Raw genomic sequence first — 26,829 nt, 5'->3', positions numbered from 1 at the left:
AAAAATGTAATTATTGTAATAGGTTATAGGTTTTTTCATTAAAATGAAAATATATGTTATTCCTCATGAACTGTTTATTGGTCAACCGTGCCTCGATAATCTCTGTGCCCTAGGAAAGCCAATAAACCGGCCCTGTGCCCTCTGAGCCTCCATCTATAAAAAAAATCTCTGTGAACTCTGCGCTCCCCGTGCCCCTGTGGTTAAGGACACGCCGAGACTGCATAACATATAAGCAAAAAAATTTATTAGCTAATAGATATTTTTTTAATTTTCTCAAGTACGGCCACGGCATCCTCCGCTTTGAGGTTCAGAGGCTTTTCATTGATATATTTCAAAAGGGAATCAGCTTTATCAGAGCTAAGTAATCCTTTTTCGACCGACATCTTGAGGATATTCGGGTAAGTCCTGTCCGGGTAGTGCATCCCTGCGGCCATAGAGAGGAGCGCGTCTTTTTCCTTTTTCGTCATAACGTCGTCTTTCTCGGCGGCCTTGAGCTGGTAGCGGACGTTCACCAGAGGCTCTGAGATCTGCTCGCCAGTTACCGGGTTATAGGTGACTGCCACCTCGTCGTCGGCCTCGATGCGCCCCGAGCGGTAGCACTCGTATATGCGGCCGACCCCGACCATGCCGAACACGTCGAGCTCCGACGCCCGGAGGGCGCCCATGCTGGAGCCTCCGACCACTGTGACGCCTTTTTTTAGCACGTCAAGTATCTCCTTGTGGGCTACGGGCGAGTCGTTAAAAAATGTGCCGTCGATGATGCCGACAATATCGACGCCGGACTTGAGGGCCTTCTTCAGGTCCCCGCGGCGAATGGGCGGACGGTAATCCGCCTCCAGAATAGCTTTAGCCTTCTCGATAGAAAGGCTTGGGCCGAGATAGACAATGACCTTGCTCATTTTCTCATGACGGGGCGCTTACAGCGCGGGCCGATGCGCTCGTGGTCGATGGCGTACATCTCGAGGCCCGGCACGGTCACGCGCACTACCGGCACGCCGACATCCTCGCGGGTCAGGTCGGTGACGATGACGGCCGCGACGCAGCCCTTGAGCATCTTCACGGCCTTCTCGATGTCGCCCTTGTGCGAGTCCGTGGACAGGTCCGGCAATTCCTTGAGCGTGATCGTCTCCTTGCCCTCGCCATACCAGTGCCTGTTCATGCGCTTCATGCGCTCGTAGCCGATGGTCCGGACGACCTTCTCCCGGTCCGTGTCCTCCCGGGCGCCCTGGATCTGCGTGGCCCGGCTCTGCGCCACCTCCGTTAAAGCGCGCAGGACAGAGATGCGGGCGTCCATATGGGTGCCCACGCCCATGACCAGTAATGATGGGTCCATGAGCTCCTTATCGTCCGTAGAGGCGAGCACGGTAGGTATGCCCGAGTCGGTGGGCAGGTACCAGAGCTTCACGTCGATGCCGGCCTTTCCGAATTTGGCGTATAGCTCATAGGCGAGCCCGTCCTTCTTCGTGATCGTGATCTCCTTGCCCGGGTCCCTGGTGGCCTCGGCGATAGATAACGCGTCCCTCTCCACGACTTCCATCAAGCCGTGGAAGATGGCCTCCTCCATGGTGTTCCCGGACGCAAGGCCGTTCGTGTTACTCCTGAACAGCTTGAACGGCGCAAGATATGGATGAAAAACGGCGTTACAGGGCAGCAGCACTTCTTTCTTATTCATGAGGTCGTACCCGTCGATCCAGTCCAGCCGGACGTTAGGCAGAAGCTGGCCGGGCAAAATGAGCTTTTGCGGGTCGACAGCGACCTTACCATTGGATACGTCGGTGAACGTGCCCATCACGACACGCTTCTTATCGGCCTTCTGAAACTCAGAGGAGTACCGCTCGATCGCCTCCATCATGACCGAGACCTTTGCCTCCACGGGCGTGGCCCCCTTCCCGGCATAGACCGATATGGCGCCTTTGGCCGAAGCAGGGCGAATGGCCGAGTACACCGGAATGCCGATGCGGTCGAGGCCCGATATCTCCGCGACCCTCGTTACGCCTATGCCCGGCAATAGCTTTTCCACGCGGGCCAGCGTCTCCTCGGGCGGCACCACGCGGTGCGTGTCCTTCGTGTAGCCCTTTGGCGTCTTTTTCAGTGTGAGCTTCATCCTATCACCATCTGTTGAGGCCGTTCGAATACTTTATGGGGTCGATGTGTATTTAAAGTGTCGGAGGGGGCCTGCATCAAGTTTATTTATCCCGTCGGCCTAGTATTAAGTGGCGAGAACGATGGAAGCGAGCGAAAGCATAACGGCCAACGACCTGTACGGCAAGCCCATAACCGTGGGGGCGACCGTCAAGTACGTCTCGACGAGGACCGTGGGCAAGGTCGTCGAAATGAAGCGGGAGAACGATAAGACCTGGGCGCTCCTGGATAAGACCCGCCTGTACTACGACACCCGCTACCTTGAGGTCACGGCCGCCGACGCCACCGAGGAAGAGGACGAGACCGCGGCCAGGGTCGACATGGAAGAGGTCGAGAAAAAAATTAGAAGCATGGAAGACGCCCTCAAGGTCAAGGACATCAACATGGACACGAGCTGCGAAGGCGGCGGATAAAAATAACAGGAAGCTAAGGATTATTTTTTCGCCTTAGCTTTTACTTTTGCTTTTGGTTTAACGGGCTTTTCCACGGGGCTGATGCCCTCGAGCTTGACGGGCTTATTGTAGTTGTGAAGCCGGGCGTCCTGGCCGTTGATGAAAGCATCGATCTCCTGAAAAAGGATCTTTTCCATCTTCTGGATGGTCTTCTTATCGCCGCGGATCGCCAGTAGGTCCCGCTCGACGTCGCACACGCCTACGGGCACGTAGATGTCGTCCCGGCGCACGATCTGCACGGGGTACTCCTTTGCCAGCTTGAGGATGAGCTTCCGGGGCGTGCCGGGCGGTATCAGGAGGTCGAAGACGCCGGGTATGACGGGCTTGCTGTGGAAATCCACTTTTTGCCTGATGCCCATGATCTCCTCGACGGGCTTCACTTCGACATTTCTCCGGGTGATGAGGCTCTCGATGTTCTCGCCCTTGTCAATGGCTTTCTTTTCCAGGAGTTCCCTGGGCTGTACGGAAACTTTCGAGCTGTCCACAACCGGCGCTTTCTTTGCCGGCGCTTTAGATGATCTCTTCGGGGCCGGCTTCTTAGCGGCCGGCTTCTTCGTGGTCTTCTTTACAGGCATGAGTGTGGTCCCCTATTTTGCTTTAGACTCGTCGACGTTCTTACGCCACTGCTTGAGCGTGATCGTCCTCTCGAAGCTCTTCCGGATGCGCTCTACTTCCTGGGGTACGTGCTTGATGCGCACGACGAAGGTGCCCATGCAGGGCTTCGTGTAGGGCAGGATCAGGTTGTCCGTGTTGTCCTCGACGGCGATGGGCACGTACTCGCTGCCCAGTATGCGGAGGTTCAGCACGGTATAGCCGGGCTCCACGTAGTAGGTCTCCCAGTATTTCGAGAGGATGAACTTCTCGGACTCGGCGTAGGTCTGGTGCGATAAGAGTATATCGTAATCGTAGTCGTTCAGGCAGGCCATATCGTTAAGCCTCGGTCTTTTTATCCTTATTCTGCAGCTTCATGCGCGCTCCCAGGATGCACTTTCCGCCCCGGAGCCCGCCGAGCGGGTTCTTCGGCGTGCCGTAGGAGTTCATGCACCGGGCCATGACCGCTGCGCCCCTCGCCAGGCCGTCGTCGCAGAACACGAGGTGGTCGTTCGGGCTGTCGAAGATCCCCATCTCCGTCACCTTCTGGAGTATGAGGGCGGGCTTGTCGCCCGTGATCCCGGCACGGCCGGTAATACCTATGGTGGTCTTACTTGATATTAAGTTATTCTCCAGCGCTTTTTTAAGAAGGCGCTCTGCGATCATCGCGCTGACCAGGTCCAGCGTCGCGAGCATCGTGTTGACGTTGTATTTCTTGATGAGGGACGCCCCGACCTCGTTCAGCTTCGGAAGGTCCTTGCCGTTCTCGCCGACCTCGCACCCTATCAAAGTCACCCCGTTGTTGCGGGCGGCCTTCGGGTTCACGGGCACGCTGCCCCACCATCTCCGTTCGTCGGGCACGACGTCGATCTGGACCATCTCGTGGGCCCACTTCGCGTGCTCCTCGATGCCCTTGCTGTTCATGATCTCCGCCAGGAGGCCGGGCCTCTCTTTCGTGGTGATGTCGAGCACGTTGCCGAATTCACTGTCGACCAGGCCCGAGCCCCTCACGATGGCGTCGGGCACGGCGCCGGCCAGGCCGCAGAAATTGCCGATGGTCCTGGAGTACGGGGCAAGGTCGTTGGTCATACGCCCCTTGAGCGTGGTGCCGAAGTCGATGCTGCACACAGGGTTCCGGAAGTCGACGCCAGCCCATTTTGCGGCTTCCTTGATGCCGGCCGTAGCCAGCTCGCCCTCCATCTCGTTGGCGACGATCTCGACGCCGCTGCTGCCCATGGGCGGCAGCACGCTGGCCACCGCGCCGTCGAAATAGACCTTATCGAGCTGGGAGAATTTTCTGAGGCGCGGGGGGTTAAGGTTATCCTTGTTCATGGCGGGGGTCATGTTCTTGGGCGGCACTCCTGCCGTGATGCAGCCGTCCGCCAGGGCTAAAATGAACGATCCAACGTCTTCCGGCTTATCGAAACCGGCCACGACGCCCGTCGAGCGCACGACGAAGTTCAGGTCCTGGCTGATGGTCAGCCCTGCAGCCTTATGGGCCTCCTCCAGGGTCTGGCGGACGAGCTCGCCGACCGACTCCCGGGTCAGCTTCTTTCCGTCCAGGGTCTTGCCGAACACCTTTTCTCCCTCTTTCGGCGGCCTGACGTCCCTGGACATCTTGACGGTCTTGTTGAGCAGGTACGTCTTGCCGGTTTCCAGGTTGGTGGCCGTGAGAATGCACTTGGTCGTGGTGTTGCCCATCTCCACCGACGCCACTACGTAGTATGACGTGGTGGACAGGTCGATCTTGGCGCTCATGCCAGGGGAGCCGGTCTTCGGGACCAGTGATAGATAGGGGCTGTCCGCAATATGTGGCTTGGGCCCCAGTAGTCTGCTTAAAGGCTTTAGCTGCATCGAAATCACTCAGATCATGAATGTAATTGTCATAATTTTCTTATGGTAGACGATATATTTTTTGTTTGGGGCCTTTCCCGTTTTACGGGGCCTCCCCCGTTTTACTATAGACTATTTATAACATTAGCCCTTAACTCTTTAGAAATATTCATTCGGGCATTACCATGCACATCATCATCATAGGGCTCGGGGGCATAGGGCAGAACCTGGCGCGCATCGCCGTCGCTGAAAAGCACAACGTGGTGGTCATCGACAATAATGCCAAGAAATGCAACGACATCGTCACGAAGTACGACCTCATCAGCGTGAACGGGGACGCGACATCGGCCACTATTCTCGACGAGGCCGGGGTTTCAGAGACGGATGCGGTGATAGCGACGACGAGCAGCGACGCCGTGAACCTCCTGGCTCTGCTCCAGGCGAAGGATAAAGGGGTGAAGAACCTCCGGTCCATCGTGAACGAGTTCGAGCACGAGGACATATTCCAGAGGGAGGGCATCACGATCCATAAAAACCCGAGCGCTATTGTGGCCGAAGACATATACAACAATATGCTCAGGCCCGGCATCAATGACTTCGTTACCATAGGCGCCGGCAAGGCGGAGATCGTGGACATCCTCATCAAGGAAGGCACGAAGGCGGCCGGCAGGTCCATCAAGGACATCGGCCTCCCCAGCAACGTACTCGTCATAGCCGTCGAGAGGGGGGACGATGTCATCATACCGGACGGCAACACGGTCGTCCTGCCGGGAGACTCCGTGTTCGTCTTTATCAGGAAAAACCTCGCCGACAAGGTCTTTAATACGTTCTCAGTTGGCAACCTGGTGAGATGAATGCTGTCAGGCGGGGACCTGAAGATCATCTTAAGTAATTTAAAAGGTCTCTTCATCATCATAGGAGCTATCATGCTGGCGATGGCCACGATATCGGCCCTTACGGGCAGGCCCGGGACCGCAGATGGCTTTTTCTATGGGGCTGTCATCGGCATAGGCGCCGGCCTTGCCTTAAATACCATTTACCCTAAGAGCGGAGAGCCGGAATTACGCCACGCCATGGTCATCGCCGCGATCGCATATATCATCGTTCCTGCGATCAGCGCGCTGCCCTTCATGGTCACCGGGCATATGAGCCCCATCGACGCGTTCTTTGAGTCGATCTCCGGGTGGACGAGCACCGGCTTTACGATGATTACGGGCCCGGAGCAGGCCGACCCGATCATATTGTTATGGCGCAGCGTTACCCAGTGGTTCGCGGGCCTGGGCGTGATCCTGCTCATGGTAACGATCCTCATCCGCCCGGGCACGAGCACGTTCATGCTCTACCAGTCGGAGGGCCGTAGAGATAAGATATTGCCGAGCATTCGGTCGACTTTGAAGGTGATATGGGTCCTCTACCTGGCGCTGACTATTGTATCCTTTGTTCTTCTGCTGGTGGCAGGTATGCCCGTGTGGCCGGCCGTCAATACCGCGCTGGTCGCCATCAGCACAGGAGGGTTTTCCATTGATAGCGATAGCATTGCCGCTTTTCACAGCATCCCGATCGAGCTCGCGTTACTGCCGATAATGATCGCCGGCGCTCTGCCATTCGCCGTCGTGTACCGCGCTATAGGAAAAGGCGTGTTAAGCTTATTCCGGGACCCTCAGGTAAAAGTGTTCTTAATTATAATCGTGATTGGAGCGCTATTATTATCCCTGGAAAATTTTTACTACTACAACGATATCCTGGCATCCATCAGGTACTCGGTGTTCCAGTTCATCACGGCGATCACGGGCACAGGGCTACAATCGGCTGACGTATCTCAATGGTCCCAATCCGCCCTGTTCCTCATATCCATCGCCATGATCATCGGCGGTTGTGCCGGGTCCACCGCCAGCGGCATAAAAGTGGCCAGGGTCATTTTTATTTGGAACGAGATCAAGCTGTGGCTCGCCCGGATGTTCCAGTCCAAGAATTCCATCGTGGCGATCAAGATCAGCGGAAAGCGGGTGACTGAGGACACGATAGACCAGGAGATGGCTGAAGCCTCGCTCATATCCTTCCTCTGGATATTCTCCATCGTAATCAGCATGTTCCTGTTATCGCACATCGCCGGCGCGCAATATAATTTAATCGATATCCTCTTTGACGTATGTTCCGCCCAGGGTAATGTGGGGGTCTCCTGCGGCGTCATCAACCCTGAGATGCCCGCCATCGGAAAGGTCTTAGTCATCTTGAACATGTGGATAGGCCGGCTGGAGATCATTCCCGTGATGGTCCTTGTCCGGTATGCTATTAAAGGCTTCAGGATCTAAAAATGTTCTTTAAGGGCTCCGGGCGCATTCTTCATCCGATATGCACGGTAAGGTCACTGGCGTAGTGAACTTTAAGCGCTTATAAGCCTGAGAGAGCGCTATGGGCGTGACGACCGTAGTTACGACCACCATGAGCACCACGGCGGAAAATACTTCGTTCGAGAATATGCCGGACGTAGCGCCTATACCGGCAATGATGAGCCCGACTTCGCCCCGGGACATCATGCCCAGGCCCACGATGATCGCCCGGGCCGGGTCCCGGTTCATCACATAAAGTGGCAGGCCGCATCCTATGATCTTGCCGACCATCGCCAGCGCGATCAATATTGAGGCGAAGATCAGCGAATCGACAGTTAGCCCGGAGAGGTCTACGTACGTCCCTATGACGACGAAGAAGAGTGGCGCCATGAGGAAATTAATTTTTTCTGTAACATCCTGTATGGTCGCCAGGATCTTGGTCTCGGCAATGGTCATACCGGCTGCGAATGCCCCGAGGATCGGCGCCAGGCCCGCCAGGCCCGCCACATATGCGTAGCTAAAGCACAGGGCGATCGCGGACGCTTCCTGGGTGCCATCGCACTTCAGGATACAGTGGATACCGGGCGAGTTCGGCCCGTAGAGCTCGCCCTGTATACCGGACATGCGCGGACATTCTTTCCGCGGGCACAGGCGGTCGATCAGCTTCGCGATGCCGAAAACACCCACGATGGTAAGGGCCAGCCATACGCCGACCGATTGTACTGTTACAATGCCGATATCGATCAAGTTCAGCTCGCCGCCCTCGACCAGGCCGAGCACGATGGCTAGCACGATCAGGCCCAGCACGTCGTCGATCACGGCTGCTCCGATCAATATGCCGCTTTCCTTAGTCTGGAAGCGGCCAATATCCTTGAGCACTTTTACGGTGATGGCGATGCTCGTAGCGGTCAACGCAGCCCCGACGAGCAGGGCCTCTTTATAGGGATAGCCCCAGGCGATGACCAGGGCATAGCCCAGGACGAACGGCACAATGACGCCGCCGCAGGCGACGATCGTGGCCAGGAGGCCGCTTTTCGTGAAGTCCGCGAACCGGGTCTCGAGGCCCACGAGGAATAGCAGGAGTATGGCGCCGAGCTCGGCGAACATTTTGACCTCGTCGTTCACCACAATGAGCTGCATGCCCATGACATGCAGACCACCCAGCAGAGTGGGCGCAAGGATAATGCCAGCAAACAGCTCGCCGACCACGGCCGCTATCCCGAAGCGCCTCGCCAGCTCGCCGCCGATCTTTGCGGCGAAGAGTAGCAGGCACAAGGTCAGTAGTGTCACGAGCACGAAGTCTTCGGTGGACGACAATGAAAACACCTTAATACAGTTTTTTTACGGTTCGAGCATCTAGTAATAGTTAATGGGATACTTAAGTATTATGCTAAAAAAGATAACAGGAAGCCGTTTATTGAACGGCTCCCTATGTAGTTTTATGCCAGCTTGGTCAGCGGGTTGACTTCCGACAGCGGAGCGGTGCCCAGGTCCTTTGCGGCCTCGGCGACGATGATGTCGTTCATGGCGACCGCGGGGAAGACCTCGACGGAGTGCTCGATGGGGCCGTAGAGACAGAAGTTGCAGCCCAGGGTGATGGCGACGAGGTTGCTGCCGATGTCCGACGGCATGTACGCGCCTTCCTTGCCCGGCTGCTTCTTGAACTTCTTCAGCCACGCCCATGCGGACGGGATGTTGTGGTAGCCGCCGCCTACGGGCTCTCCGAGCTGGGACTTCACGGCGAAGATGGACCTGTAGGTCGCACCGGAACCGCTGCCCAACGGGGTTGCCGCTACATCGAGTAACGGCCTGGTGATGCCCTTCTCGGTACCGAGGGTGAGCATGCCCTTTGCCTGGCCTGCGCCGCCCTTGGTGAACATCTCCATCCTGCCCTTGACGGACATATCGACGGCGTTGAAGCCGAGGATGATGGCGGAGGTGAACTTTAGGGGCTTGATCGCGTCCATCTCGGCCTGCTGTGCGGCGGCGTTGATGGAGTTGTAGATGACCCTGTCGGATATGCCGATCTCGTCGGCCTTCTTTGCGCCGGCGATCCTGGCGGATGCCACGGTCGAGTCGACCAGGAACGCGTCCTTGCCGACGTTCGAGTACCACTCGATGTACTTGATCATGGACTCTTCAGTCTCGGAGACGATCTGTACCCAGACCTTGTTGCCGGTGATGTCCGACATCTCCTCCTGCTGCCTGATGAGCTTTTCCGCACCTTCCTTGTTGAAGATGCCCTTCGCGCTGTCCTCCTTGCTTGCGAAGATGGGCTCCTTGTTGTAGAATATGGAACCCGCTAAAACGGTCGGGTATTCGCCAGGGTTTCCACCGACTTTTGCCCTGCCGACCTCATAGACCTTTTGTGGTGTATCATACTTAAACATTGAATTCTCCTCCCTTTACACGATCGACATTATAATGCTGTACGCTACGTAGATCAATACTCCGAAGAGGAATCCGTAGAGGATGCCTACTTCTCTGCCCAGGGTCCTGCCGGAGCTCTGCTGTATCTCAGAGTTGGTGAACTCCACCTTCCCCTCGATGTCATCCAGCCTCTTTTGGACGGCCGAGAACTCTGCCGGGTCAACTGCTGCTGCGGGGATCATTTTATAGACCTCCTAGAAGCGCCAGGGGGATCAACACCATGCCAAGCGCGAATAAGGCTCCAATAAGGAAGCCAAGCACCTTGGTGGCGCCCACTGCAGACGACAGCTTCTGGTTTCTGGCAGTAAGCTGGGCCCGGTAGCAGATTTCATCGATCATGGGTACGAAGGCGCTTTCTGGGGGCGCCTGGGTTGCCGCTACTGCAATAGATTCTGCCATATTTGCTCCTCCTACGGTTTCAATAATAATTTAGTCCAGTCGATGCCGCCGGGGAACAGTAAGGCTAGAAGCACCACGCATAAGACGACGCCTATGGCGATGCCTTCCATCTTGCCCGCATACCAGCCCATGGTGAACTTGTTCAGGTAGCCGATGTCCTTGACATCGTCCTTGATCGCCCTGAGCCTGGACTGGATGATGGCGAGCTCTCCAGAGACCGGCTTTATGGCCGCTCCGACTTCGACTTCCTCTTCCTTCTCCTTGATGGTGATCAGCATCGGCTCCCCTGCGAACGCGCCGGGGTCCTTTGCGAGACAGTCCTTGATGACCTGAGTGATCTTGGCCTCGTCCTCTACGTCCACCATCTCGAAGATCTGTACCTGTTCCTGGAACCTCTTGACGGCGTTGGCGTCGAGGTTCTCGATGAAGGGGATAGCGCCCTTTGCATTGACGATCCTTCCGTCCTTCAGGCCGTACTTGTACAGGCATATCAGGGCGTCGCCCGATATGTGGCCCTTGACTTCAGAACCGCAGATCACCAGGAACCGGATGTTCGGGTTGGATATGACGTTCGCGACGATCTTCTCGATGCCGAGGTTCTCGGTCTTGAAGGGTCCGGATATGGCCGCGCCGGCCTTTATGGGGAACAGGTTGAAGTGCGAGCCGCAGGTCGCGACCGCGACGGGGCTCTTTGCGTCTCCAGTATCATATTCACCCTTGACGACTGGCCATCCCTTTGCTGGTTCTTTCTTGTCTACCATTTTATATCATCCCTCCAGCGCGCAGGAAAACGATGACGAACGCGGCGATCAGCCCGAAGATGAAGCCGTAGAATACGTTGGTGAAGATACCAGCGTAGTACAGCGACTTTTCCCTGCCGGGGAAAGACTCCAGGAAGCTGCCCGTCGGTGCCAGCGAATTCACTAGATCGTCGGCGTACTTGTCGAGCTTGTCGAGAGCAGTGTTGACTGATCCCATGGTATACTTCACCATGTTGCCGCTCTCGGGTGCGATCTTGCCCGTCTCGGTATCGTAAACGAGACCGTATTCGGGTAGTACCTTAATTGCTGCCATGACTTATGCCTCCTTCTTGGGCAGTACGCCTGTGGCGAGCACCGTCACGCCGCTTTCCTTGACCTTGTTGAAGTAGGCCAGGTACGCGTATATCCAGCCGAGCAGGCCCAGCACTACGGTTATTAAGGCCGGGAGTATGTTCGCCTGGAACGTGTAGAGCGACATTAAGCCGAACATTATGGTCGACAGCAGGCCCGCTTCTACGGCCAGCGTGAGGGTCCTTCTCTGGTCCTCATCGGGGCCGAGGCAGGCATTGAACGGGTGCAGCATCGGGAGAGCTCCGATCATGAACAGCGGTGCGATGAAGCCGGTCTCGAAGACGTACTTCATCATCGACGCGTAGTCGAACGAGCCCGCGATCGTGGTCGTGAAGCCCATCAGGATGATGCTCGCCGCGCCGGCGATAAAGACCATGCCGATCTGCATGGTCGGGATCTTCATCTTAAGGACGGAGTTCGCGATGAAACCGATGATGGCGCCCTGAACGAGCGACAGCACGATGGCTGCGATGGGGCCGACGTATACGATGCCCACGTAGTCGCCTATCTTGAGGCCGAGCAGCGTGGCCAGCAGGCCCATGCCGAACGCGAGCATGCCGATGGACGGAACGCCCGTACCGATACCGTACTTACAGATCCTCCTGACCGCGTCCGCGCCCCATACTATTGCTAGTATGGCGCCGACAGCGCCGAGGAAGGAGAAGTATCCGACTTTCATGTAAGTATTCAGGAAATATGCCAGGTATATGGCGATAAGGCCGCCCACGATACCAAGGGCAGCGAGCATATACCAGTCGAGTTCTTTGACTTCGGACATTTTATACCACTCCCAGGTATATCAGTGCAACAGCCCAAACGCCCATAACGAACGAAGCGACGGTACAGGCGATGATGGCGCGGGGTACTCTCTTGAACTTGGGGTCGTGGAAGCCTTCGATCGTACCGGTGATGTTGTACGACGCCAGGACCGAGTTCACGAAGAATATGCCTACCGTGAGGAACGCCGCAGCAGCGATACCGGCGACGCCGAGCTTGTCGAAGTTGCCGAGTCCGCCCGCCATGAACGCCAGGTACAGCATTGCGCCGCCCAGGCCGCCCAGCAGTCCGCCGATGAGCGAGCTGATGATGGCGACGGTCGGGGTGCCGTGACCCTCAGTTCCCCTCGTGACCCACAGGTCCTGCCTGTCGCCAGTGATGGGGTCGTACTTGACCTTGGCCGAGACCAGGGGTACGCCGATCGCGAACGAGTACAGGATGTTGGCCGTGACGCCCAGGATGACCATCATGATCATGGCGCCGACAATGCCGGCGACGAACACGAGAAGAATGGCCATCAAGTTAGACGATATGCCGCTGATCGACAGCAGGGTGCCGTCGTTCATGGCAGTCGCGAAGCCTGGGTAAGCAGTCTTGAGCGAGCCCCGGTATATATCGTTCACTGTGAAACCCGCGCTGATCAGGCCGAGTGCGCCCGACGAGAACGCGAGCATCGTGGTGCCGGTACCGATACCGGTAGCCTGCGCCATTGCGGCAGGAGCGCCGCCGACGGGCACGAAGTGAACGCCGAGGCCGATGAGTAATCCGCCGATGGTTATGGCTAATAGTACTATGATTAAAGTTATCGGGTCCATGTTACTCCTCCGCTGCCTTGTATGCCGGGTAGTTCTTCCTGGTCCACATCTCGAGGATGCGGTTGAAGATGACCCAGATAAGCACTAACAGAAGGCCGGCGACCATTGCGCCCCATCCGTTCCAGTACTGGGTGAACAGGATCTCTCTCCACGCATCCGAGAACACGGTTATGCCCAGACCGAACCCGGTCAGGGGGCCGCCGTGCTTGACGCAGTAGCCGGCAACGTCTATGCTGTTCCTGAGGCCGGCCTCGCCCTTCTGGACGATCTTGCCGGACTGTGCCGCGGGTAATCCCATGCCGAACGGCTTGTTCTGGTATTCCCTCTCAGCACCATAGTGAACATCACCGACCGCGGAGCCCATACCGCCGACGATTACGCCCCACAGCATTGCGAGAATGGGGAAGGGGAAGGGTTGTCCGAGGATCCAGTTCATTAAATAAGAGAACGTTCCGATCGCCATTGCCGCAATAAAGGCGTGGGCGATAATAGCTGGTGTTGTCGTTAACAATATATCGAGATATATCGGTTGGCCAAATCTCTTCTGTCCGGTCAACCTGCCCATGTAAGCCGTCGTTGCATATACACCGTACATCAACGAGGCCGCCAGGGCGCCGAACGCAAGAGCTATGACGGGGTTCACTTTGAACGCCATCATGAGAGCCAATGCGATGGCTGCACCGGTGCAGCATAAGAACCCGTAGGCTACCGGCTCACCGCTGACTGCCTTGTTGTAGTAGCGGTGTAAGTAACCTACCTGCGGAGCGAGCTGCACTTGCGAGTTAGCGTTGGACTGTGAGCCGAAATCCGACTCCAGGTCTTCCGCAGCCCCCGCAATAGTAGCACAGGCACCCATGAGTGCAGCCGTTCCTAGGCTCAGTACTATTGTTGGTTCTACCATGTGTTATCCTCCTCTTTAGTTTATAATTATGGATACGTGTAGGGAACAGACATCCATAATTAGGGCTATAAGTATCAATTTTTAAAGGGTTTGTAGACTAATAAATCTTTCGAAATGCGGTTAATGGAAAAGAGAAGCCGCGGATTGCCTTTAATCCCAAAAATAACCTCGAATACGCTTTTATAATGTATAATAAACCCAATATAATACATTTTATATAATAAGCGCTTGATGCTTCAAGGCTTTTTTACTATATGAATAATGTACAATGAATTAAAAAGTCTGCGCCTGAACATATATGCCATGCTTTTTACCGATTTTAAAATGGATGGCATTTTTTAAATTGCGCCGCCTCAGGATACATGGGATACTATCGGATATGGCTTCATCAGATACCGCGATCGGCGGCACTTGTGACGAGCAGGGCATGAGCACCACCACCCTCGCCATGCAGAGGAACATCATGGCGAACGAGCGCACTTTCAGCGCCTGGCTCAGGACCGGCCTGGCGCTTATCGTCGCGGCCATCGCGCTTCCGAGAATTATACATTTCGTATACTGGGCGTGGACGCTCAAGCTGATCGGCCTCATATTCATAGCCATTGCCACGACGGTGTTCATTGTAGCCTACTGGCGCTATGAGGCCGAGAGTAAAAAGCTGATGTGCGCCGGGGCGGTCATGACGCCGGCGTGGCTCATTAAAGTATTGACCATCCTGCTTATGGCCACGTCGGTCATATCGGTGGCCCTGCTATTGCATGAATGACCTTTTACGGCGTTACCGGCCAATAGGCATACATGGATTAATATTTTTAATATTTCGCTACGCCATATAAAGTTTATATGCAGCTCCACCATAATACTCATGGGTATGCTTGTAACCTTCGAGGTCATGGAGAAGAAAGGGGAGCTGGTCGCGGTCCACGACGGTAGCCTCGGGCTTCTCGTGGCCCTGGGAAACGACTGGGACATGCTCCGGGATACGATCAACGAGACCGTCTCGGACGCCCTGGGAGAAGTTACCGCCGACGTGGAGATCGAGCTGTTCATCGACGCGAACCACCGGACCCGGTTCAAGTACGTTTACGACCGGGCCGTGGCCGATAGGACAGGGTAGAAGGCCCTTTCCGGATACGTGTAACGACAACTCCCGGCCTCCCGGCACATTGCAGCAGGGCAGGCGCTTTTACTGGAGATCGATGAAGTAGCTGGAGTATATATTTACTTATTATGCTATTAATTATCTAAAAATATTTAAATGTTTATTCGGATAGTAATGTTTCTACATGCGGCATGCGTTACATGATACTAAGCCGATTGGTACAGCCTGGATAATACTTAGTATTACGACTTATGTGGGGGTATAAAATATTTACACGTTTAAAATTCCCGGCCAACAGGAGATGTGGAAGCCGGTCGCTCTATTACTTGTTATATCAGTGACCGCATTGATCGCCGTATATGTAAACATTTGTAATAACACATCGATCGTTTACACCCATCTTTTCTACGTACCGATCATACTGGCCAGTATATGGTATCGCAGGCTAGCGCTGCTGGTGGCCGTATGCCTCGGCATCCTTCACGTTGTCATTAATTTGTCCTTAAATTCCTTTACCTATGAACCCATCATCAGGGCCGTCTTTTTCGTTATCGTGGGGTACTTTGCGTCGTCGTTCGCGGAAAGTAACTTCGCGCTCCTGAACCGGTCCAGAGCCTCCGAGGCAAAAATATGGGGGATAAGGGACGAGCTTGAGGAGCTCGTGGAGGAGCGCACCAGAGAGCTCAAGAATGCAAATGAGTCGTTAAGAAATGAGATACATGCTAAAAGACAGGTAGAAAAGGCTTTGAGAGACGCCAGGGACCAGGCAGAGCTGTACGTGGACCTGATCAGCCATGACATCGGCAACATGAACCAGGCGATCATGGGGTATCTCGAGATAGCCCTCGCGCTGATCAACCCCCGGGGCGAGGAAAGAGACCTGATCGTGAGGCCGCTGGAGATCATCAATAACAGCTCGAAGCTGATCGGTAACGTGAGAAAGCTCCAGCGGGCCCAGGCCGGGGAGATACCCCCGGAAGCATGCGACCTGGGGGAGGTACTCTCTGAAGTTAAGGCGAGCTATTCCCGCGTGCCCGGCAGGGATGTGACGATCGATTACGCTCCGGCCGGAAAACGCACCGTCATGGCGAACGAACTTCTGAAAGACGTCTTTTCGAACATCGTGGAAAACTCGATCAAGCATTCCAGCGGTCCCCTCACGATAAGTATCGGGCTGGCCACGATGCAGCGCGATGACGCCGCATACTATGTGGTATCGATCGAGGACAACGGCCCTGGAATATCGGACGCGCAAAAGAAAAAAGTGTTCATGAGCTTTTCTCAAAATAAGGAGAAGCCAACACGCAGAGGCTTTGGCCTGCACCTGGTGAAGACCCTCGTGGAGATATACAAGGGTTCCGTATGGGTGGAAGACCGTGTTCCGGGCGATCATACGAAGGGCTGCAGGTTCGTGGTCATGCTGCCCTCTAGAGGATAGAAAAATGTATAACGCACACAAAAATCCATACCCTTTAAGCCTCGGGATGTATAACCAGGTCGTGCTAGCCCTCATTATCGTGGCCTGCGTATTCGTCACGCTGTACGCGAACTTCCTGCTCGGCATCGACGCCGTGTATACCCACCTGTATTATCTGCCGATCATCCTGGCCGGGATATGGTACCATCGTAAGTCGATCTACCTGGCGCTATTCCTCGGCCTGGCCCACGTGTCGATAGGGTATTATCTCGCGGGGAGCATCGTCCCGAGCACGCTCATAAGGGCGGTGATGTTTCTCGTCGTCGCCGCTGTCGTAAGCCTGCTCTCCGAAAGACGGCATACATTATATAATGAGACCAGGCTATTGCTTGAGTCCACCGGCGAGGGCATCTACGGCATAGACCTGGAAGGGCGCTGCACGTTCATCAACGACTCGGCCGCCCGCATGCTCGGCTACGCGCCCGACGAAATGATCGGCAAAAGTACGCACGACCTGATACATAGCAGAAAGATGGATGGCACCCCCTGCGTCCCCGAGCATTGCGGCGTACTACAGTCAATTTGGACAGGGGAGGGCTGTCGTATAAGCGACGACATCTTCTGGAGGAAGGACGGGACCGCTATCCCCGTGGAATATTCCTCCTATCCTATCATCGAGGACGGCCTCGTAAGGGGAGCCGTCGTGACCTTCAACGATATCTCGGAGCGTAAAAAGTCAGAGGAAGAGATACGTGAGGCTAAGAGAAGATCGGAGCTATTCTTAGATATCATGGCCCACGATATCAACAACATGAACCAGGTGGGTATAGGCTACCTGGGCATGGTACTGGGGGCCTTGAAGCCCGGAGATAAGGTCGACGAGGATAACATCGTCATGCTGGAAAGATCGCTGAGCTCGCTGGAGAACAGCTCCCGGCTCATTTCCAACGTCAGGACGCTGCAGGAGGTGGAAACGGGCAAGGTCAGGCTCAAGCCGATCAACCTGTGCGACGTGCTCTCCGACGTCCGGGACCGATATTCCCGCGTCCCGGGCCGAAACGTCTCCATTAATTACGCCAATTCGCCGGAATGCATGCTGGAAGCCAACGAGCTGCTGAAGGATGCGTTCTCAAATCTCGTGAGCAACGCGGTGAAGCACTCCGATCCGGCAAAGCCGTTGACCGTCGACATCACGCAGACCCGGATCTCCGATGGCGGCAATGAGTATTACATGGTCACGATCGCCGACGACGGGCCGGGCATACCCGATGACCTTAAAAGTAAATTGTTCACGAAGTTCCAGAGGGGCCAGACCCATGCCCAGGGCAAAGGGCTGGGATTATATCTCGTGAAGTCCCTCGTGGAGGACTTCCGTGGCCGGGTATGGGTCGAAGACCGGGTGCCGGGCGACCATACGAAAGGCGCACGGTTCGTGGTCATGTTACCGGCGTCCGCGTAGCCCGGTCAAGGGATGATCGGCATTCCTGCGGACAGGCGCTTTGCATCCATCCCCGCGGAAGCGAGCGACGAAACGATGCTGTCGCCGGAGCAGTGGCCGGCAATGACCTTTTTAACCCCGGAGGACTTTAGCATGCCCAGGGTGCTTAAAAGCCTCCCGGGGCTCGCTTTTTCCATATGGAGGCCTCCCGCTATTATACCCGGATACATGCCGTACTGGCGCTTTACGCACTCGATGGTGTTGACGATGCCCGCGTGGCAGCAGCCGCATAAGAGGACCAGGCTGTCACCATCTCGTATGACCAGGGACTGGTCATCCGCCATCGGGTCCGGGGATAGCGTCCCTTCGCTTTCGACCAGCAGGTCGGGCTGAGGCATCTCATAGGGAGTTATTCGCTCGATCTCGCCGGTCGTGTACACGCCGCCGCCCAGGTCGATAGGACCCGCCTCGACGCGAAGCTCACAGCGCACTTCCAGCTCATCTCTCATAAAAGGCAGGCCAATGGCCTTTAATTCCCCTCCTCGCCGGGCGAATTTTTCCTGGAATGCGGCCGGATGCATGATCAAAGGGATGCCCTCGTTCAACCCTATAACCTTCATCAAGCCCCCGGTATGGTCATAGTGCCCGTGGCTCAATACGATATAGTCGAGGCCGCTCAGGCTGACGCCCGAAAGCCTGGCGTTATGTAGCAAAACGTCCCCGCTCTGGCCCGTGTCGAATAATATTCTCAGGCCGCCCGACTCGATATAGAAGGATAGGCCATGCTCGCCCCAGTAACCGCTCCCCGAAGGCACCAGGTTATCGCAAAGGCAAAAGACCCGTTCAACGGACATATATCAAATCCTGCGGTATGTATAGAAAAAAATGACGGTCCCGGATACGCTAGCGTCCATATCCTAGTTATCGCCAAAATATTGGCTTATCGGGATCTTCCGGGCTTTTCTCCGGCCACAGCAATGCCCGCTGGCACATATAGGGGATCGGCCTTCCTGGACCATGGCCTTATCCTTGTCCTCGTTTTCCGGAGTCCCAGAAGCCATTGGATCTTCAGGGCTCTTGCCCGGATCCAGGTCATTCCCGTCGCTGCTTTCGCCCGGCTGGCCCGTACTGTCTTTTTCTGGCACGTGACCGCTCCTTATCACTATAGAATATTCACGTACCCGGCCCCATGGTTAAGCCTTAAAAAGAGGAGGCCAGGCCCGTGCGGATTCACTTCCGGAGTTCCTCCAGCCGCCTATCGACGTACGTCATCTGCTCGTTAATATCATTTTTATAGCTTTCCAGCGCTTTTATCTCTTCATCCTTTGTCTTAAAGCCGCCACTCTTACAGTAGGGGCATTCGCCCATGTGATGATGGTACCCTGTCGGATGCGTGCCCTCGCCATGGTGATGCTCGTGCCCCCCGTGATGCCCTTCATGGTGTGTCATAAAATCATCCTGTAGAAATGTAGGCATACGGATATTTTTAATATCGTGAATTATTGCACGGCCATACACTACGGCATTTCATCGCCGTTACAACTCTCATCGCCACGCCCGCTTCGGCACTGTCTCATGCCACACGCCCTGCTACCGGCGGTCTCGCACCCCTCGATCTGTAATATTTTGCCGTTGATCACGGCATCGGCGATCTTTTTTCGGGCGCTGTGGAGGTCTTTCCATGCCGTCTTCCGGGACACGCCCATACGGGCCGCGATCTCCTCCTGCTCCAGGTCGAGAAGGTCGGCCAGCTTGATGGCCTCGATCTCCTCGGGCAGCAGCGTCACTGTGTCCATCTGCCCTTCGCGCCTGCACGCGGGCATCATGCACCTGAAATGGCCGCCCGACAGGCACCTTTTCGAGCGGGGCCTGCCGGCGCATCTTCTTTCTCTCATCTTTTTAGTTCATTCTCCGCCATGCTTATATTTGTGGTGGCGACGCATCAAGGATGCGTCAGATCTCCTCGCAGCAGCGCCTCATTCTTCCGTGGCCGTGATGCTGCCTTCCGCCGCAATGGCCCCGGCCGCGCCCGCGAGGCTTACCACCCTGGCCCTCCGGATTGCCGGCGTCTGCTCCTTCCGTTAGTTCCCTCTCTTCTTTGGGGTGGCTACATGGCCCCATCATTCTTCCTGCCGGGCCTTCGCCCGTCGGACCGGTCCCATCTTTATCTGGCATTATATTTTTCTCCTTTTTTATCGTAATTTTTCTAGTTTCCCTGACCTATACTGCTCCAGGGCTTCCCGGATGGTCATATTTTTGGCCATGAGCACTTCGATGCCGGCCTTTCGCAGGGCCTTCAAGGCATTTTTACCGATCCTGCCGGCTATGACGGCCGAAGGCTTATGCTTGATAATGTCTGCGGCGGCCCTCAGGCCCGCATTATTCAGGTAGGCTGCCATATTCGGTACGATGTCCAGTTCGCCAGTTTCCAGGTCGATCAACATGAAATTTTTACATCGCCCGAAGAACTCGCTCACTTTACCATTGATATAGGCACCATCTGCCGTTATACAAATGCTCACGTGCGGCCCTCCGATACACAATTATTACTCATATGAGACTAACTATAAATAGTTTCGGCACATTCGCAGTTTGTCACGCTGGCAGTGTTATAATAAAACTGTCATTTTTATAAGTAGCGGGCTTTATCTATCATATTCGCCAGAGCATGGGATGAAGATAAATCCGCCATCCCGTACCCTCGCCCGGGCCTCGGAGATCATCTCGCCGCACTTCGGGCACTTGACCGACCTGAACATGCGCGCTTTTCAGGTATTTCAGGCCGAATGCGGCGGATGTCGAACAGCTTATCGCCGGGCACCTAATGGTCGCACATGTTCTCGCCGGCGACCAGCTTTCCGCCCAGGAACGATTCTAAGGCCTCGTCGGCGGTCCCCGAGACCCCGGAGATCACCCGTATGTTCCTCTCCTCGAACATGTCCAGCGCCCTTCTGCCCAGGCCGCCCGTGATGACGTGCGTGACGCCCCACGATGCCATGAGCTTCGGCAGGAGCCCGGGCTCATGGCCAGGGCTCTTTTCGACTTTCCTGGATACGGCTTTGCCGTCTTCGATCGTCACTATCAGGAATTCCGGCGTGTGGCCGAAATGCTGGGACACCATAGTCCCTTCAATGGGTATGCAAACTTTCATTGGTTTTCACTCCTCACTTTTTCTATCAGCTTATACAAATTATCGTACATCTGCCTGTAGAGGCCCCGGATCTCTTTGCCCGCGCAGGATACGGGTATCCTGCCCTGGCTCAGGCAATCGAATATTTTCCGTTCATACGGGATCTTGCCTATTACCGGCACGCCCGATTGGCCGCAGTAGGACTCTATCATCTTCGAGTACGGCTCGTTCAGGTCGTACTTGTTAATGCAGACACAGGGCCTGGCCTTGAAGCGCCGGACGACCTCCATGGCACGCTTGAAGTCGCTATACCCGGAGACAGTGGGCTCCACGACCAGCAGCGCGATGTCGGCCCCGGCCAGGGACGCGATGACGGGGCAGCCTATGCCGGGCGGCCCGTCTATGAGCACTATGCCGTCCTCTCCTGCGACCTTTATCGCCTCCTCTCGTACCATCGTGACCAGCTTTCCGGCGGTGCCCACGCCCGGGTCCAGCCGGGCATGCACCATAGGGCCGTACGCGGTATCGGATACGTAGACCTCGCCGCAGGGGCGTTCGACCAGCGATATGGCCCCTGCGGGGCAGACGGCAACGCATACGCCGCAGGCTTCGCAGGCGGTCGGGTCGATGGCCGCATGCTCTCGCATGGAGACGGCGTTAAATCGGCAATATGTCTCGCATGCACCGCATGCAACGCACGCGCTTTCGTCGACGACGGGGAATTTATGGCCGGAGTAAGGCTTTTTTTCTTTTACTTCAGGCTTCAGGAGCAGGTGAAGGTTCGAGGCGTCCACATCGCAATCCGCAAAGGTCGGATGGTTGAAGAACATCCCGAGCGATGCAGTCACGGTCGTCTTCCCCGTGCCACCTTTCCCGCTGATCACCGTTACTTGCACTGGCATGCTTGCCCGACCCTCCGCTGGACTTTTTCATATATCGATATGAACATCGGGGCGAGCCTCGGCAGCGCATTGACCGCGATGATCCCGCCGCTATAGGTCCTCGCGATCTTATCATCGTAGGGTATCTTTTCCAGGATATCGATGCCGCGGCCGGTACAATAGTCCTCGATGAGCGCGTTATCGCCGGTATGCTTGTTGACCACGACGCCATGCGGGACTTCCATCGCTACTAACACGTCCACGGCCAGGGCCAGGTCATGAAGGCCGAACGGCGTGGGCTCGGTGACCAGTATGCAGTAGTCGCAGCCATTTACCGCCGCTACCATGTTGCATGACGTGCCCGGGGAACAGTCAATGATCGACGTGCCCCCTTCAGGGAGCCTCTTTTTCACCGATCTGATTACAGGAACTGACGAGTGCTCGCCTTCATCGAGCATGCCCGTGATCAGCTCGATGCCTCCGGCAGGCCTGGAGGTCTTTACTACGCCCACCTTCCTGGACACCTCTTTTATGGCGCTTTGAGGGCAGACGAGCAGGCACCCGCCGCACGAGTGGCAGAGGCCGGGGAACGTCAGTGCAGTGCCGGGAAATATGGAAATGGCGTTGAACTTACAGAAGTCGGCGCACTTGCCACAGTAATTACACCGGGATCGGTCGATGACGGGCACGCTGATGAACACCTCCTCGACACTGGCTTCGCCGTCCGGCAAGAAGAGGTGGAGGTTGGGCTCCTCCACGTCACAGTCGGCGAGCGTTATGCCCGACCCGGCCTTTGCCAGGGCCAGGGCCATATTACAGGCGACGGTCGACTTGCCGGTACCGCCCTTGCCGCTCGCGATGGCGATGCGCATGCCCTTACCTCGAGCGCCTGCGACCGCCGCTAAACCCTTGGCCGCATCCACGGGGCTTCCCGCCGCGGCCGACGCCATAGATGGCGGAGCCGGGCGTATCCTCGCCCGCGTCGTTCTTTTTCTCATCAGGGCCTGTAGGGATATTCGTATCCCTGCATGGCCCCATCCTTCTTCCACGGGGGCCTTTACCCTCGGGGCCTGTTCCATCTCGTCCTGGCATCTTAGATCCTCCTTATTTTGGAGCGTCGATGGTTCTCAGCTTTCCGGCGCTATATTGTCCCACGGCTTCTCTGACATTCACGTTCCCGCACGAGTATAGCTTCACGCCGAATGCCTTAATGACGTTAAAGGCGTTGTCCCCAATCAGCCCCGTAATGATAGCAGCGGGCGCATATTTTATCACGGTATTGGCGGCTTTGATACCTGCGCCGCCGGATTCATCGGCTGCCGAATTACGCACTGCCCTGTACTTCATGGTCGAGGGGTCGACGAGGATGAAAAACTTACATCGCCCGAACCGTCCGTCCACTTTACTTTCCAGGTCATCCGAAGTTGCCGTTATACAAATTTCCATTGGTAACGCTCCTCATATACAATTATTACTCATATGAGACAAAATAGAAATACATTTCGCATGAGAGGCTTATTTGGTGGTCCTGGAAAGGACCCATTTGCCGACGATATCCTTGCTTGCCTCGATGATGCCATAGTGGCCCGCCGCGTCCACCTGGGTCAGCTCTTTATCGTACGACTGGACGCGGGTAAGGATGTCATAGGCTCCCCGGATGTCGAAGAATGGGTCATTTCGGGAGAATATAGTCAGAAAGGGCAGCCTGACTGCCCCTGCGATCGCGGCATCCTGGCCGACACCGCAAGCCGTGAAGAAGTCTTTGCCATATAGCATGCATTTTCGGCCGCTTCCCGACGTTTCCAGGGACCTCATGATGCCGGCGTCCATGGGAATACGGTATTTGTCGCAGAGCTGCTCGTAATCATCGGGCGACAGGATCTCGAGCTTTTTCGATCTTTTATATAGCTTCTCAACGAGGCGTTCCTTGAGCGCGATCGCCGCGGTCGGTTCCCGGATCTTTTTCACCTCATCCCGTATCCGTGTCGAATACTCGGACATTATGATGCCGCGCAGGTTTTTCGGGCACCTGGAAGCGTAGTACAGTGCCAGTATGCCTCCGAAATTATGGCCGTACAAAAATATCCTGGCGCTACTATACTGCTCATGGATATGCTCAACATGGCTATCGATATCTTTTATAAGAGTATCCCGGGAGATCCCGTCGATGCTGCCTCCGGACATGCCATGGCCCCGGAGGTCGATAGAATAAAAAGCCGTACCCCGGTCCAGTAATTGCCTGATCAGGATCTTTTCTCCGTATGGGGGAGAGCTTCCGTGAAGGCCTATGCCGTGGATGAACAGGACAAAGGAAGTCACTTCCACGGGAGGCGACCATTGCCGATAATAAAGGCCGACGCCATCGTGCGCCTTCACGAAGCCGTCGCCAAATGAGGCACACGGATCGGTCACGGCCGTCACCTGTCGAAGCACCCTATGCACGGGTCGAACGTGATCGTTATGAGGCCGACGTCCGCCAGGTGCGACCCTCTTATCAGGGGGACTATGCCGATCCCGTTCGCATATGTCGACGTTCTTATTTTTACCCGGTCCAGCTCCTTGGACTTCTTGCCTCTCACATAATAGAATAATTCGCCCCTGGGAGCCTCATCCCGCGCGAAGTATTCGCCGTCCGGCAGGGTCTTAGACTTGGCGAAAAGCTCGTCGGGCGTGCCCTCCAGCAAAGGCAGGCATTGCCGGATGATCTCGATGGACTGGAACAGCTCGCGGACCCTGACGAGCGAGCGGGCCCAGCAGTCGCCGTCCTTTTCCGTTACGGGCGTCACCTTGACCTCTTTATAGAGTAAATACGGGTATGCGTGCCGGACGTCATAGGGCACGTTGCTGCCCCGGGCCACGGGCCCGACCACGCAGAGGTCTTTGGCGAGCTTCTCGCTCATGACGCCCACGCCCTGCATGCGCTGCCTGATCGTGTAGCTATTTACGATCATGCTCTCGAGGTCGTGACATTTTTTCTCCATGGCGTCGCAGAAGTCGCTGATCTCCTTCGCCATCTCGGGGCCGATGTTCCTGATCACGCCGCCGACGATGTTGATGCCGTGGAGCACGCGGTTACCTGTAGAGCGCTCGAACACGTCGAGGACCATCTCCCTGTTACGGAAGCACAGCATGAACATATTCTCGAAGCCGATGGACTCGAGCGTCAGGCCAATGGCGAGCAAATGGCTGTGGAGCCTCTCGAGCTCAAGCATGATAGTGCGGATAATGGCCGCCCGACGAGGGATTTCAAGGCCCATCGTGCCCTCGACGGCCATACAATAGCACGTCGAGTGGTGCTGCGTGCAGATGGCGCAGACTCGCTCCGAAAGGTAAGCGCCCTTGTTGTAGTCCCATTCGAACTTCTTCTCAAGCCCCTTATGGACGTATCCGGCCTCCAGCTCCGCATCCCGGACGATCTCACCGTCCAGGCTCAGCTTTAGCCGGAGGGGCTCGATCCATACGGGGTGCTGAGGGCCGAATTGTATGACGGTCCTCATTTCATGATCTCCTGGATGAGGGGCAGTACTTCTTCGGGCTTGCCCATCGATACGATCTTGCCTCCCTTCACGTAGGCGGCCCGGTCGCAGATCGTCCTGACGAAGTCCATGTCATGGGAAACGATGACGAAGGTCTCGCCGATGTCCTGCCTTGCGGAAAGGATCGAGTTGATCACGTATTTTTTCGTTATGGGGTCCATGGTGCCCGTGGGCTCGTCCAAAAATATGACGTGCGGCTCTTTTATGAGAACCTGCGCCAGCGCGACCCTGTGGCGCTCGCCCTCGGAAAGCTCCCCGGGGTACTTGCCGAGGATATCGCGGCTTCTCTTCTCGTCGAAGCCGGATATCTGAAGCGTATGGATGGCCTTTTTCTGGGCCAGCTCCGCCGGGAACTCGAGCCCGATGGAATCGGTCATGTTCTCGATGACCGTGCGATGAGGATAAAGGTCGTACTCCTGGTGGAGCAGGCCTATGTACGGCTTGGCCCTGCCCCGGGCATAGTAGCCCGGCTCGCACAGGTTGATCCAGTCGTCGCCCACCTTCATTTCGACCATGCCCGAGGTCGGCTCCAGGTTACCCGTCAGGATATTTGTAAGCGATGTCTTTCCGGCGCCGCTGGTGCCCACGATGCCGAAGATCTCGCCCTCACGGATGTCGAAGCTCACGCCATTCACCGCGTTGATGACGCCCCGGTCAACGGAAAAATACTTCTTGTAGAGGCCTTCGACCTTTATGACGCTGCCTCCGGCCTGGACCTCCTTCCGCTCTACGGCCTCGATGCCGCCCGTGAACGCCTTTATTACGTCCTCCGGCCGGCCGAGCATCTTTATCCGGCCGTTCTCGAGCAGAAGGGCCCGGGTGGCCATTTCCTCGATGACCCCGGGGAAGTGGGAGGTGATGAGCACGGTGATGCCCAGCTCCTTCGACAGCTTCTTGAGATTCTGGTGGACGACCTGCGCGGTCTTCGGGTCCAGCGTGCCGGTGGGCTCGTCGGCCAGGAGCATCATCGGCTCCCGTGCGAGCTGCCGGGCCATGACCACGCGCTGCTTTTCGCCGCCCGACAGGTCCCGGGCGATGTGCATCATCCGGTGGGACAGCTTGACCTGGTCGATGATGTCCGCGGCGCGCATGATCCGGTCGCCGCCATATCCCGAGTCGTCCAGCGCCTTCATGACGTTCTCGATGACGCTGTCGTCGCCGTAGATGCCGAAGGTCCTCTGGATCATGATCGCTACCCTGCGGGAGATATTTCTCTTTTTTACCGGGTCAGCGCCGTTGAGTATGTCCTCCGATATGGGAGAGAGGGGGCCGCCGCATTTCGGGCATGAGCCGCCGGCCTTTCCAGGAGGCTCGACGCGGCCGCACCAGTCACAGGCGGCACCGTGATAGACGATCTGGCCGGTCGCCGGTATGGATTCGTCCAGCCCGCGGAGGACGTTCAGCAGGACGGTCTTGCCGGAGCCGCTCCGGCCAATGATGCCGATCATCTCGCCTTCCTCGATGCTCAGGCTGACGTTGTCGAGCACCTTATCGCCGTCATACGTGACGGTCAGGTCTTTTATATCTACCAGCGTGGCCATTT

General features: G+C 56.2%; 36 protein-coding genes. 7 read left to right on the top strand and 29 right to left on the bottom strand.

Annotated features, from left to right (window positions below):
* Positions 1-245: 245 nt before the first annotated feature.
* The gene (locus MCP_RS02825) at positions 246-899 is read right to left on the bottom strand and encodes a TfuA-related McrA-glycine thioamidation protein (protein WP_012899307.1); all 654 of its coding nucleotides are present in this window, start codon (positions 897-899) and stop codon (positions 246-248) included.
* Positions 896-2,104 (bottom strand): YcaO-related McrA-glycine thioamidation protein, encoded by a 1,209-nt coding sequence (locus MCP_RS02820; RefSeq protein WP_012899306.1) that lies wholly within the window; start codon positions 2,102-2,104, stop codon positions 896-898. Before MCP_RS02820 ends, MCP_RS02825 begins: the two co-directional genes overlap by 4 nt.
* Before the next feature lie 121 nt (positions 2,105-2,225).
* Here MCP_RS02820 and MCP_RS02815 point away from each other — a divergent pair, with 121 nt between their 5' ends.
* The gene (locus MCP_RS02815) at positions 2,226-2,555 is read left to right on the top strand and encodes a DUF2098 domain-containing protein (protein ID WP_012899305.1); all 330 of its coding nucleotides are present in this window, start codon (positions 2,226-2,228) and stop codon (positions 2,553-2,555) included.
* Between the two features lie 20 nt (positions 2,556-2,575).
* On the opposite strand, the gene MCP_RS02810 is transcribed toward MCP_RS02815, so the two are convergent.
* The 3 genes from MCP_RS02810 to MCP_RS02800 are packed head-to-tail and all read right to left on the bottom strand — an operon-like array spanning position 2,576 to position 5,039.
* Positions 2,576-3,169, bottom strand: a complete 594-nt coding sequence (locus tag MCP_RS02810; protein WP_128566988.1) for a hypothetical protein — start codon at positions 3,167-3,169, stop codon at positions 2,576-2,578.
* A 12-nt stretch (positions 3,170-3,181) separates the two neighbouring features.
* The gene (locus MCP_RS02805; RefSeq protein ID WP_012899303.1) at positions 3,182-3,520 is read right to left on the bottom strand and encodes a DUF1894 domain-containing protein; all 339 of its coding nucleotides are present in this window, start codon (positions 3,518-3,520) and stop codon (positions 3,182-3,184) included.
* A 4-nt stretch (positions 3,521-3,524) separates the two neighbouring features.
* A complete protein-coding gene (locus MCP_RS02800; RefSeq protein WP_128566987.1) occupies positions 3,525-5,039 on the bottom strand; it encodes a methanogenesis marker 14 protein in 1,515 nt (504 codons plus the stop codon).
* A 164-nt stretch (positions 5,040-5,203) separates the two neighbouring features.
* Between MCP_RS02800 and MCP_RS02795 the strand changes: the two genes are divergently transcribed.
* Together MCP_RS02795 and MCP_RS02790 are read left to right on the top strand one after the other, a co-directional pair.
* On the top strand, positions 5,204-5,872 hold the full coding sequence (locus MCP_RS02795; protein WP_012899301.1) for a potassium channel family protein: 669 nt from the start codon (positions 5,204-5,206) through the stop codon (positions 5,870-5,872).
* A complete protein-coding gene (locus MCP_RS02790; RefSeq protein ID WP_012899300.1) occupies positions 5,873-7,330 on the top strand; it encodes a TrkH family potassium uptake protein in 1,458 nt (485 codons plus the stop codon).
* A gap of 9 nt (positions 7,331-7,339) precedes the next feature.
* Here MCP_RS02790 and MCP_RS02785 read toward each other — a convergent pair whose 3' ends face one another.
* The 9 genes from MCP_RS02785 to mtrE all read right to left on the bottom strand — a co-directional run bounded on the left by MCP_RS02785 (position 7,340) and on the right by mtrE (position 13,782).
* On the bottom strand, positions 7,340-8,674 hold the full coding sequence (locus tag MCP_RS02785; protein WP_394296148.1) for a cation:proton antiporter: 1,335 nt from the start codon (positions 8,672-8,674) through the stop codon (positions 7,340-7,342).
* Positions 8,675-8,787: 113 nt separating this feature from the next.
* Positions 8,788-9,738: a tetrahydromethanopterin S-methyltransferase subunit H gene (mtrH, locus tag MCP_RS02780; protein WP_012899298.1), complete on the bottom strand. Its 951-nt coding sequence runs from the start codon at positions 9,736-9,738 to the stop codon at positions 8,788-8,790.
* A 15-nt stretch (positions 9,739-9,753) separates the two neighbouring features.
* Complete coding sequence (gene mtrG / locus MCP_RS02775; RefSeq protein ID WP_012899297.1) at positions 9,754-9,960, bottom strand: tetrahydromethanopterin S-methyltransferase subunit MtrG; 207 nt, start codon at positions 9,958-9,960, stop codon at positions 9,754-9,756.
* A gap of 1 nt (position 9,961) precedes the next feature.
* Entirely contained in the window at positions 9,962-10,177 is a 216-nt protein-coding gene (locus MCP_RS02770; RefSeq protein WP_012899296.1) for a tetrahydromethanopterin S-methyltransferase subunit F, read from the bottom strand.
* An 11-nt stretch (positions 10,178-10,188) separates the two neighbouring features.
* Entirely contained in the window at positions 10,189-10,938 is a 750-nt protein-coding gene (gene mtrA / locus MCP_RS02765) for a tetrahydromethanopterin S-methyltransferase subunit A (RefSeq protein WP_012899295.1), read from the bottom strand.
* 1 nt (position 10,939) lies between these two features.
* Entirely contained in the window at positions 10,940-11,251 is a 312-nt protein-coding gene (mtrB, locus tag MCP_RS02760; protein ID WP_012899294.1) for a tetrahydromethanopterin S-methyltransferase subunit MtrB, read from the bottom strand.
* 3 nt (positions 11,252-11,254) lie between these two features.
* On the bottom strand, positions 11,255-12,067 hold the full coding sequence (gene mtrC, locus MCP_RS02755; RefSeq protein ID WP_012899293.1) for a tetrahydromethanopterin S-methyltransferase subunit MtrC: 813 nt from the start codon (positions 12,065-12,067) through the stop codon (positions 11,255-11,257).
* 1 nt (position 12,068) lies between these two features.
* On the bottom strand, positions 12,069-12,881 hold the full coding sequence (gene mtrD, locus MCP_RS02750; RefSeq protein ID WP_012899292.1) for a tetrahydromethanopterin S-methyltransferase subunit D: 813 nt from the start codon (positions 12,879-12,881) through the stop codon (positions 12,069-12,071).
* A 1-nt stretch (position 12,882) separates the two neighbouring features.
* Positions 12,883-13,782 (bottom strand): tetrahydromethanopterin S-methyltransferase subunit E, encoded by a 900-nt coding sequence (gene mtrE / locus MCP_RS02745; protein ID WP_012899291.1) that lies wholly within the window; start codon positions 13,780-13,782, stop codon positions 12,883-12,885.
* 379 nt (positions 13,783-14,161) lie between these two features.
* On the opposite strand from mtrE, the gene MCP_RS02740 reads away from it, so the two are divergent.
* The 4 genes from MCP_RS02740 to MCP_RS02725 all read left to right on the top strand — a co-directional run bounded on the left by MCP_RS02740 (position 14,162) and on the right by MCP_RS02725 (position 17,760).
* On the top strand, positions 14,162-14,548 hold the full coding sequence (locus MCP_RS02740; RefSeq protein ID WP_158301434.1) for a YidH family protein: 387 nt from the start codon (positions 14,162-14,164) through the stop codon (positions 14,546-14,548).
* Between the two features lie 99 nt (positions 14,549-14,647).
* Positions 14,648-14,899 (top strand): hypothetical protein, encoded by a 252-nt coding sequence (locus MCP_RS02735; RefSeq protein WP_012899289.1) that lies wholly within the window; start codon positions 14,648-14,650, stop codon positions 14,897-14,899.
* 286 nt (positions 14,900-15,185) lie between these two features.
* Positions 15,186-16,322 (top strand): sensor histidine kinase, encoded by a 1,137-nt coding sequence (locus tag MCP_RS02730; RefSeq protein ID WP_128566984.1) that lies wholly within the window; start codon positions 15,186-15,188, stop codon positions 16,320-16,322.
* Positions 16,323-16,326: 4 nt separating this feature from the next.
* Entirely contained in the window at positions 16,327-17,760 is a 1,434-nt protein-coding gene (locus MCP_RS02725) for an ATP-binding protein (RefSeq protein WP_012899287.1), read from the top strand.
* 5 nt (positions 17,761-17,765) lie between these two features.
* Here the strand turns inward: MCP_RS02725 and MCP_RS02720 are convergent, their stop codons facing one another.
* The 15 genes from MCP_RS02720 to atwA all read right to left on the bottom strand — a co-directional run bounded on the left by MCP_RS02720 (position 17,766) and on the right by atwA (position 26,827).
* The gene (locus MCP_RS02720) at positions 17,766-18,593 is read right to left on the bottom strand and encodes an MBL fold metallo-hydrolase (RefSeq protein WP_012899286.1); all 828 of its coding nucleotides are present in this window, start codon (positions 18,591-18,593) and stop codon (positions 17,766-17,768) included.
* Between the two features lie 63 nt (positions 18,594-18,656).
* Positions 18,657-18,884, bottom strand: a complete 228-nt coding sequence (locus MCP_RS02715; protein WP_012899285.1) for a hypothetical protein — start codon at positions 18,882-18,884, stop codon at positions 18,657-18,659.
* 85 nt (positions 18,885-18,969) lie between these two features.
* Positions 18,970-19,188: a DUF5320 domain-containing protein gene (locus MCP_RS15270; protein WP_128859905.1), complete on the bottom strand. Its 219-nt coding sequence runs from the start codon at positions 19,186-19,188 to the stop codon at positions 18,970-18,972.
* Between the two features lie 68 nt (positions 19,189-19,256).
* Entirely contained in the window at positions 19,257-19,634 is a 378-nt protein-coding gene (locus MCP_RS02710) for a DUF134 domain-containing protein (RefSeq protein ID WP_012899284.1), read from the bottom strand.
* Between the two features lie 58 nt (positions 19,635-19,692).
* On the bottom strand, positions 19,693-19,914 hold the full coding sequence (locus tag MCP_RS15265) for a DUF5320 domain-containing protein (protein WP_012899283.1): 222 nt from the start codon (positions 19,912-19,914) through the stop codon (positions 19,693-19,695).
* A gap of 17 nt (positions 19,915-19,931) precedes the next feature.
* A complete protein-coding gene (locus MCP_RS02705; protein ID WP_012899282.1) occupies positions 19,932-20,261 on the bottom strand; it encodes a NifB/NifX family molybdenum-iron cluster-binding protein in 330 nt (109 codons plus the stop codon).
* A 123-nt stretch (positions 20,262-20,384) separates the two neighbouring features.
* Positions 20,385-20,498, bottom strand: coding sequence for a TraR/DksA C4-type zinc finger protein (locus MCP_RS02700; RefSeq protein WP_012899281.1), 114 nt, complete (start codon positions 20,496-20,498; stop codon positions 20,385-20,387).
* A 62-nt stretch (positions 20,499-20,560) separates the two neighbouring features.
* Positions 20,561-20,890, bottom strand: a complete 330-nt coding sequence (locus MCP_RS02695; RefSeq protein ID WP_012899280.1) for a NifB/NifX family molybdenum-iron cluster-binding protein — start codon at positions 20,888-20,890, stop codon at positions 20,561-20,563.
* Positions 20,887-21,771 (bottom strand): ATP-binding protein, encoded by an 885-nt coding sequence (locus MCP_RS02690; protein WP_012899279.1) that lies wholly within the window; start codon positions 21,769-21,771, stop codon positions 20,887-20,889. Before MCP_RS02690 ends, MCP_RS02695 begins: the two co-directional genes overlap by 4 nt.
* A complete protein-coding gene (locus tag MCP_RS02685; protein ID WP_231845139.1) occupies positions 21,756-22,673 on the bottom strand; it encodes a P-loop NTPase in 918 nt (305 codons plus the stop codon). The genes MCP_RS02690 and MCP_RS02685 overlap by 16 nt, the downstream gene beginning before the upstream one ends.
* Positions 22,627-22,842, bottom strand: coding sequence for a DUF5320 domain-containing protein (locus MCP_RS02680; RefSeq protein WP_128566982.1), 216 nt, complete (start codon positions 22,840-22,842; stop codon positions 22,627-22,629). The genes MCP_RS02685 and MCP_RS02680 overlap by 47 nt, the downstream gene beginning before the upstream one ends.
* Positions 22,843-22,854: 12 nt before the next feature.
* Positions 22,855-23,196, bottom strand: a complete 342-nt coding sequence (locus MCP_RS02675; protein WP_012899277.1) for a NifB/NifX family molybdenum-iron cluster-binding protein — start codon at positions 23,194-23,196, stop codon at positions 22,855-22,857.
* Between the two features lie 69 nt (positions 23,197-23,265).
* Positions 23,266-24,162 carry an alpha/beta fold hydrolase gene (locus tag MCP_RS02670; protein ID WP_012899276.1) on the bottom strand — a complete coding sequence of 299 codons (897 nt, stop codon included), beginning with the start codon at positions 24,160-24,162 and terminating at the stop codon, positions 23,266-23,268.
* A 5-nt stretch (positions 24,163-24,167) separates the two neighbouring features.
* Positions 24,168-25,247 (bottom strand): nickel-dependent hydrogenase large subunit, encoded by a 1,080-nt coding sequence (locus MCP_RS02665; RefSeq protein ID WP_012899275.1) that lies wholly within the window; start codon positions 25,245-25,247, stop codon positions 24,168-24,170.
* Positions 25,244-26,827, bottom strand: coding sequence for a methyl coenzyme M reductase system, component A2 (gene atwA, locus MCP_RS02660; RefSeq protein ID WP_012899274.1), 1,584 nt, complete (start codon positions 26,825-26,827; stop codon positions 25,244-25,246). The genes MCP_RS02665 and atwA overlap by 4 nt, the downstream gene beginning before the upstream one ends.
* Positions 26,828-26,829: the final 2 nt, after the last annotated feature.

This window comes from Methanocella paludicola SANAE (assembly GCF_000011005.1).
Taxonomy (GTDB): Archaea; Halobacteriota; Methanocellia; order Methanocellales; family Methanocellaceae; genus Methanocella; species Methanocella paludicola.
The sequence above is the reverse complement of the archived record's forward strand: the minus strand, read 5'-3'. Positions and strand labels throughout refer to the sequence as shown.

Coding starts and splice junctions, on each gene's coding strand:
- mtrB (WP_012899294.1), bottom strand. CDS start 11,251: ATGGCAGCAATTAAGGTACTACCCGAATACGGTCTCGTTTACGATACC.
- MCP_RS02735 (WP_012899289.1), top strand. CDS start 14,648: ATGGGTATGCTTGTAACCTTCGAGGTCATGGAGAAGAAAGGGGAGCTG.
- MCP_RS02805 (WP_012899303.1), bottom strand. CDS start 3,520: ATGGCCTGCCTGAACGACTACGATTACGATATACTCTTATCGCACCAG.
- mtrC (WP_012899293.1), bottom strand. CDS start 12,067: ATGTCCGAAGTCAAAGAACTCGACTGGTATATGCTCGCTGCCCTTGGT.
- MCP_RS02720 (WP_012899286.1), bottom strand. CDS start 18,593: ATGTCCGTTGAACGGGTCTTTTGCCTTTGCGATAACCTGGTGCCTTCG.
- MCP_RS02810 (WP_128566988.1), bottom strand. CDS start 3,169: ATGCCTGTAAAGAAGACCACGAAGAAGCCGGCCGCTAAGAAGCCGGCC.
- mtrD (WP_012899292.1), bottom strand. CDS start 12,881: ATGGACCCGATAACTTTAATCATAGTACTATTAGCCATAACCATCGGC.
- mtrG (WP_012899297.1), bottom strand. CDS start 9,960: ATGATCCCCGCAGCAGCAGTTGACCCGGCAGAGTTCTCGGCCGTCCAA.
- MCP_RS02700 (WP_012899281.1), bottom strand. CDS start 20,498: ATGTTCAGGTCGGTCAAGTGCCCGAAGTGCGGCGAGATGATCTCCGAG.
- MCP_RS02730 (WP_128566984.1), top strand. CDS start 15,186: ATGTGGAAGCCGGTCGCTCTATTACTTGTTATATCAGTGACCGCATTG.
- mtrH (WP_012899298.1), bottom strand. CDS start 9,738: ATGTTTAAGTATGATACACCACAAAAGGTCTATGAGGTCGGCAGGGCA.
- MCP_RS02790 (WP_012899300.1), top strand. CDS start 5,873: ATGCTGTCAGGCGGGGACCTGAAGATCATCTTAAGTAATTTAAAAGGT.
- MCP_RS02825 (WP_012899307.1), bottom strand. CDS start 899: ATGAGCAAGGTCATTGTCTATCTCGGCCCAAGCCTTTCTATCGAGAAG.
- MCP_RS02665 (WP_012899275.1), bottom strand. CDS start 25,247: ATGAGGACCGTCATACAATTCGGCCCTCAGCACCCCGTATGGATCGAG.
- mtrA (WP_012899295.1), bottom strand. CDS start 10,938: ATGGTAGACAAGAAAGAACCAGCAAAGGGATGGCCAGTCGTCAAGGGT.
- atwA (WP_012899274.1), bottom strand. CDS start 26,827: ATGGCCACGCTGGTAGATATAAAAGACCTGACCGTCACGTATGACGGC.
- MCP_RS02740 (WP_158301434.1), top strand. CDS start 14,162: ATGGCTTCATCAGATACCGCGATCGGCGGCACTTGTGACGAGCAGGGC.
- MCP_RS02815 (WP_012899305.1), top strand. CDS start 2,226: ATGGAAGCGAGCGAAAGCATAACGGCCAACGACCTGTACGGCAAGCCC.
- MCP_RS15265 (WP_012899283.1), bottom strand. CDS start 19,914: ATGCCAGATAAAGATGGGACCGGTCCGACGGGCGAAGGCCCGGCAGGA.
- MCP_RS02770 (WP_012899296.1), bottom strand. CDS start 10,177: ATGGCAGAATCTATTGCAGTAGCGGCAACCCAGGCGCCCCCAGAAAGC.
- MCP_RS02695 (WP_012899280.1), bottom strand. CDS start 20,890: ATGAAAGTTTGCATACCCATTGAAGGGACTATGGTGTCCCAGCATTTC.
- MCP_RS02800 (WP_128566987.1), bottom strand. CDS start 5,039: ATGCAGCTAAAGCCTTTAAGCAGACTACTGGGGCCCAAGCCACATATT.
- mtrE (WP_012899291.1), bottom strand. CDS start 13,782: ATGGTAGAACCAACAATAGTACTGAGCCTAGGAACGGCTGCACTCATG.
- MCP_RS02725 (WP_012899287.1), top strand. CDS start 16,327: ATGTATAACGCACACAAAAATCCATACCCTTTAAGCCTCGGGATGTAT.
- MCP_RS15270 (WP_128859905.1), bottom strand. CDS start 19,188: ATGACACACCATGAAGGGCATCACGGGGGGCACGAGCATCACCATGGC.
- MCP_RS02820 (WP_012899306.1), bottom strand. CDS start 2,104: ATGAAGCTCACACTGAAAAAGACGCCAAAGGGCTACACGAAGGACACG.
- MCP_RS02680 (WP_128566982.1), bottom strand. CDS start 22,842: ATGCCAGGACGAGATGGAACAGGCCCCGAGGGTAAAGGCCCCCGTGGA.
- MCP_RS02675 (WP_012899277.1), bottom strand. CDS start 23,196: ATGGAAATTTGTATAACGGCAACTTCGGATGACCTGGAAAGTAAAGTG.
- MCP_RS02795 (WP_012899301.1), top strand. CDS start 5,204: ATGCACATCATCATCATAGGGCTCGGGGGCATAGGGCAGAACCTGGCG.
- MCP_RS02690 (WP_012899279.1), bottom strand. CDS start 21,771: ATGCCAGTGCAAGTAACGGTGATCAGCGGGAAAGGTGGCACGGGGAAG.
- MCP_RS02710 (WP_012899284.1), bottom strand. CDS start 19,634: ATGAGAGAAAGAAGATGCGCCGGCAGGCCCCGCTCGAAAAGGTGCCTG.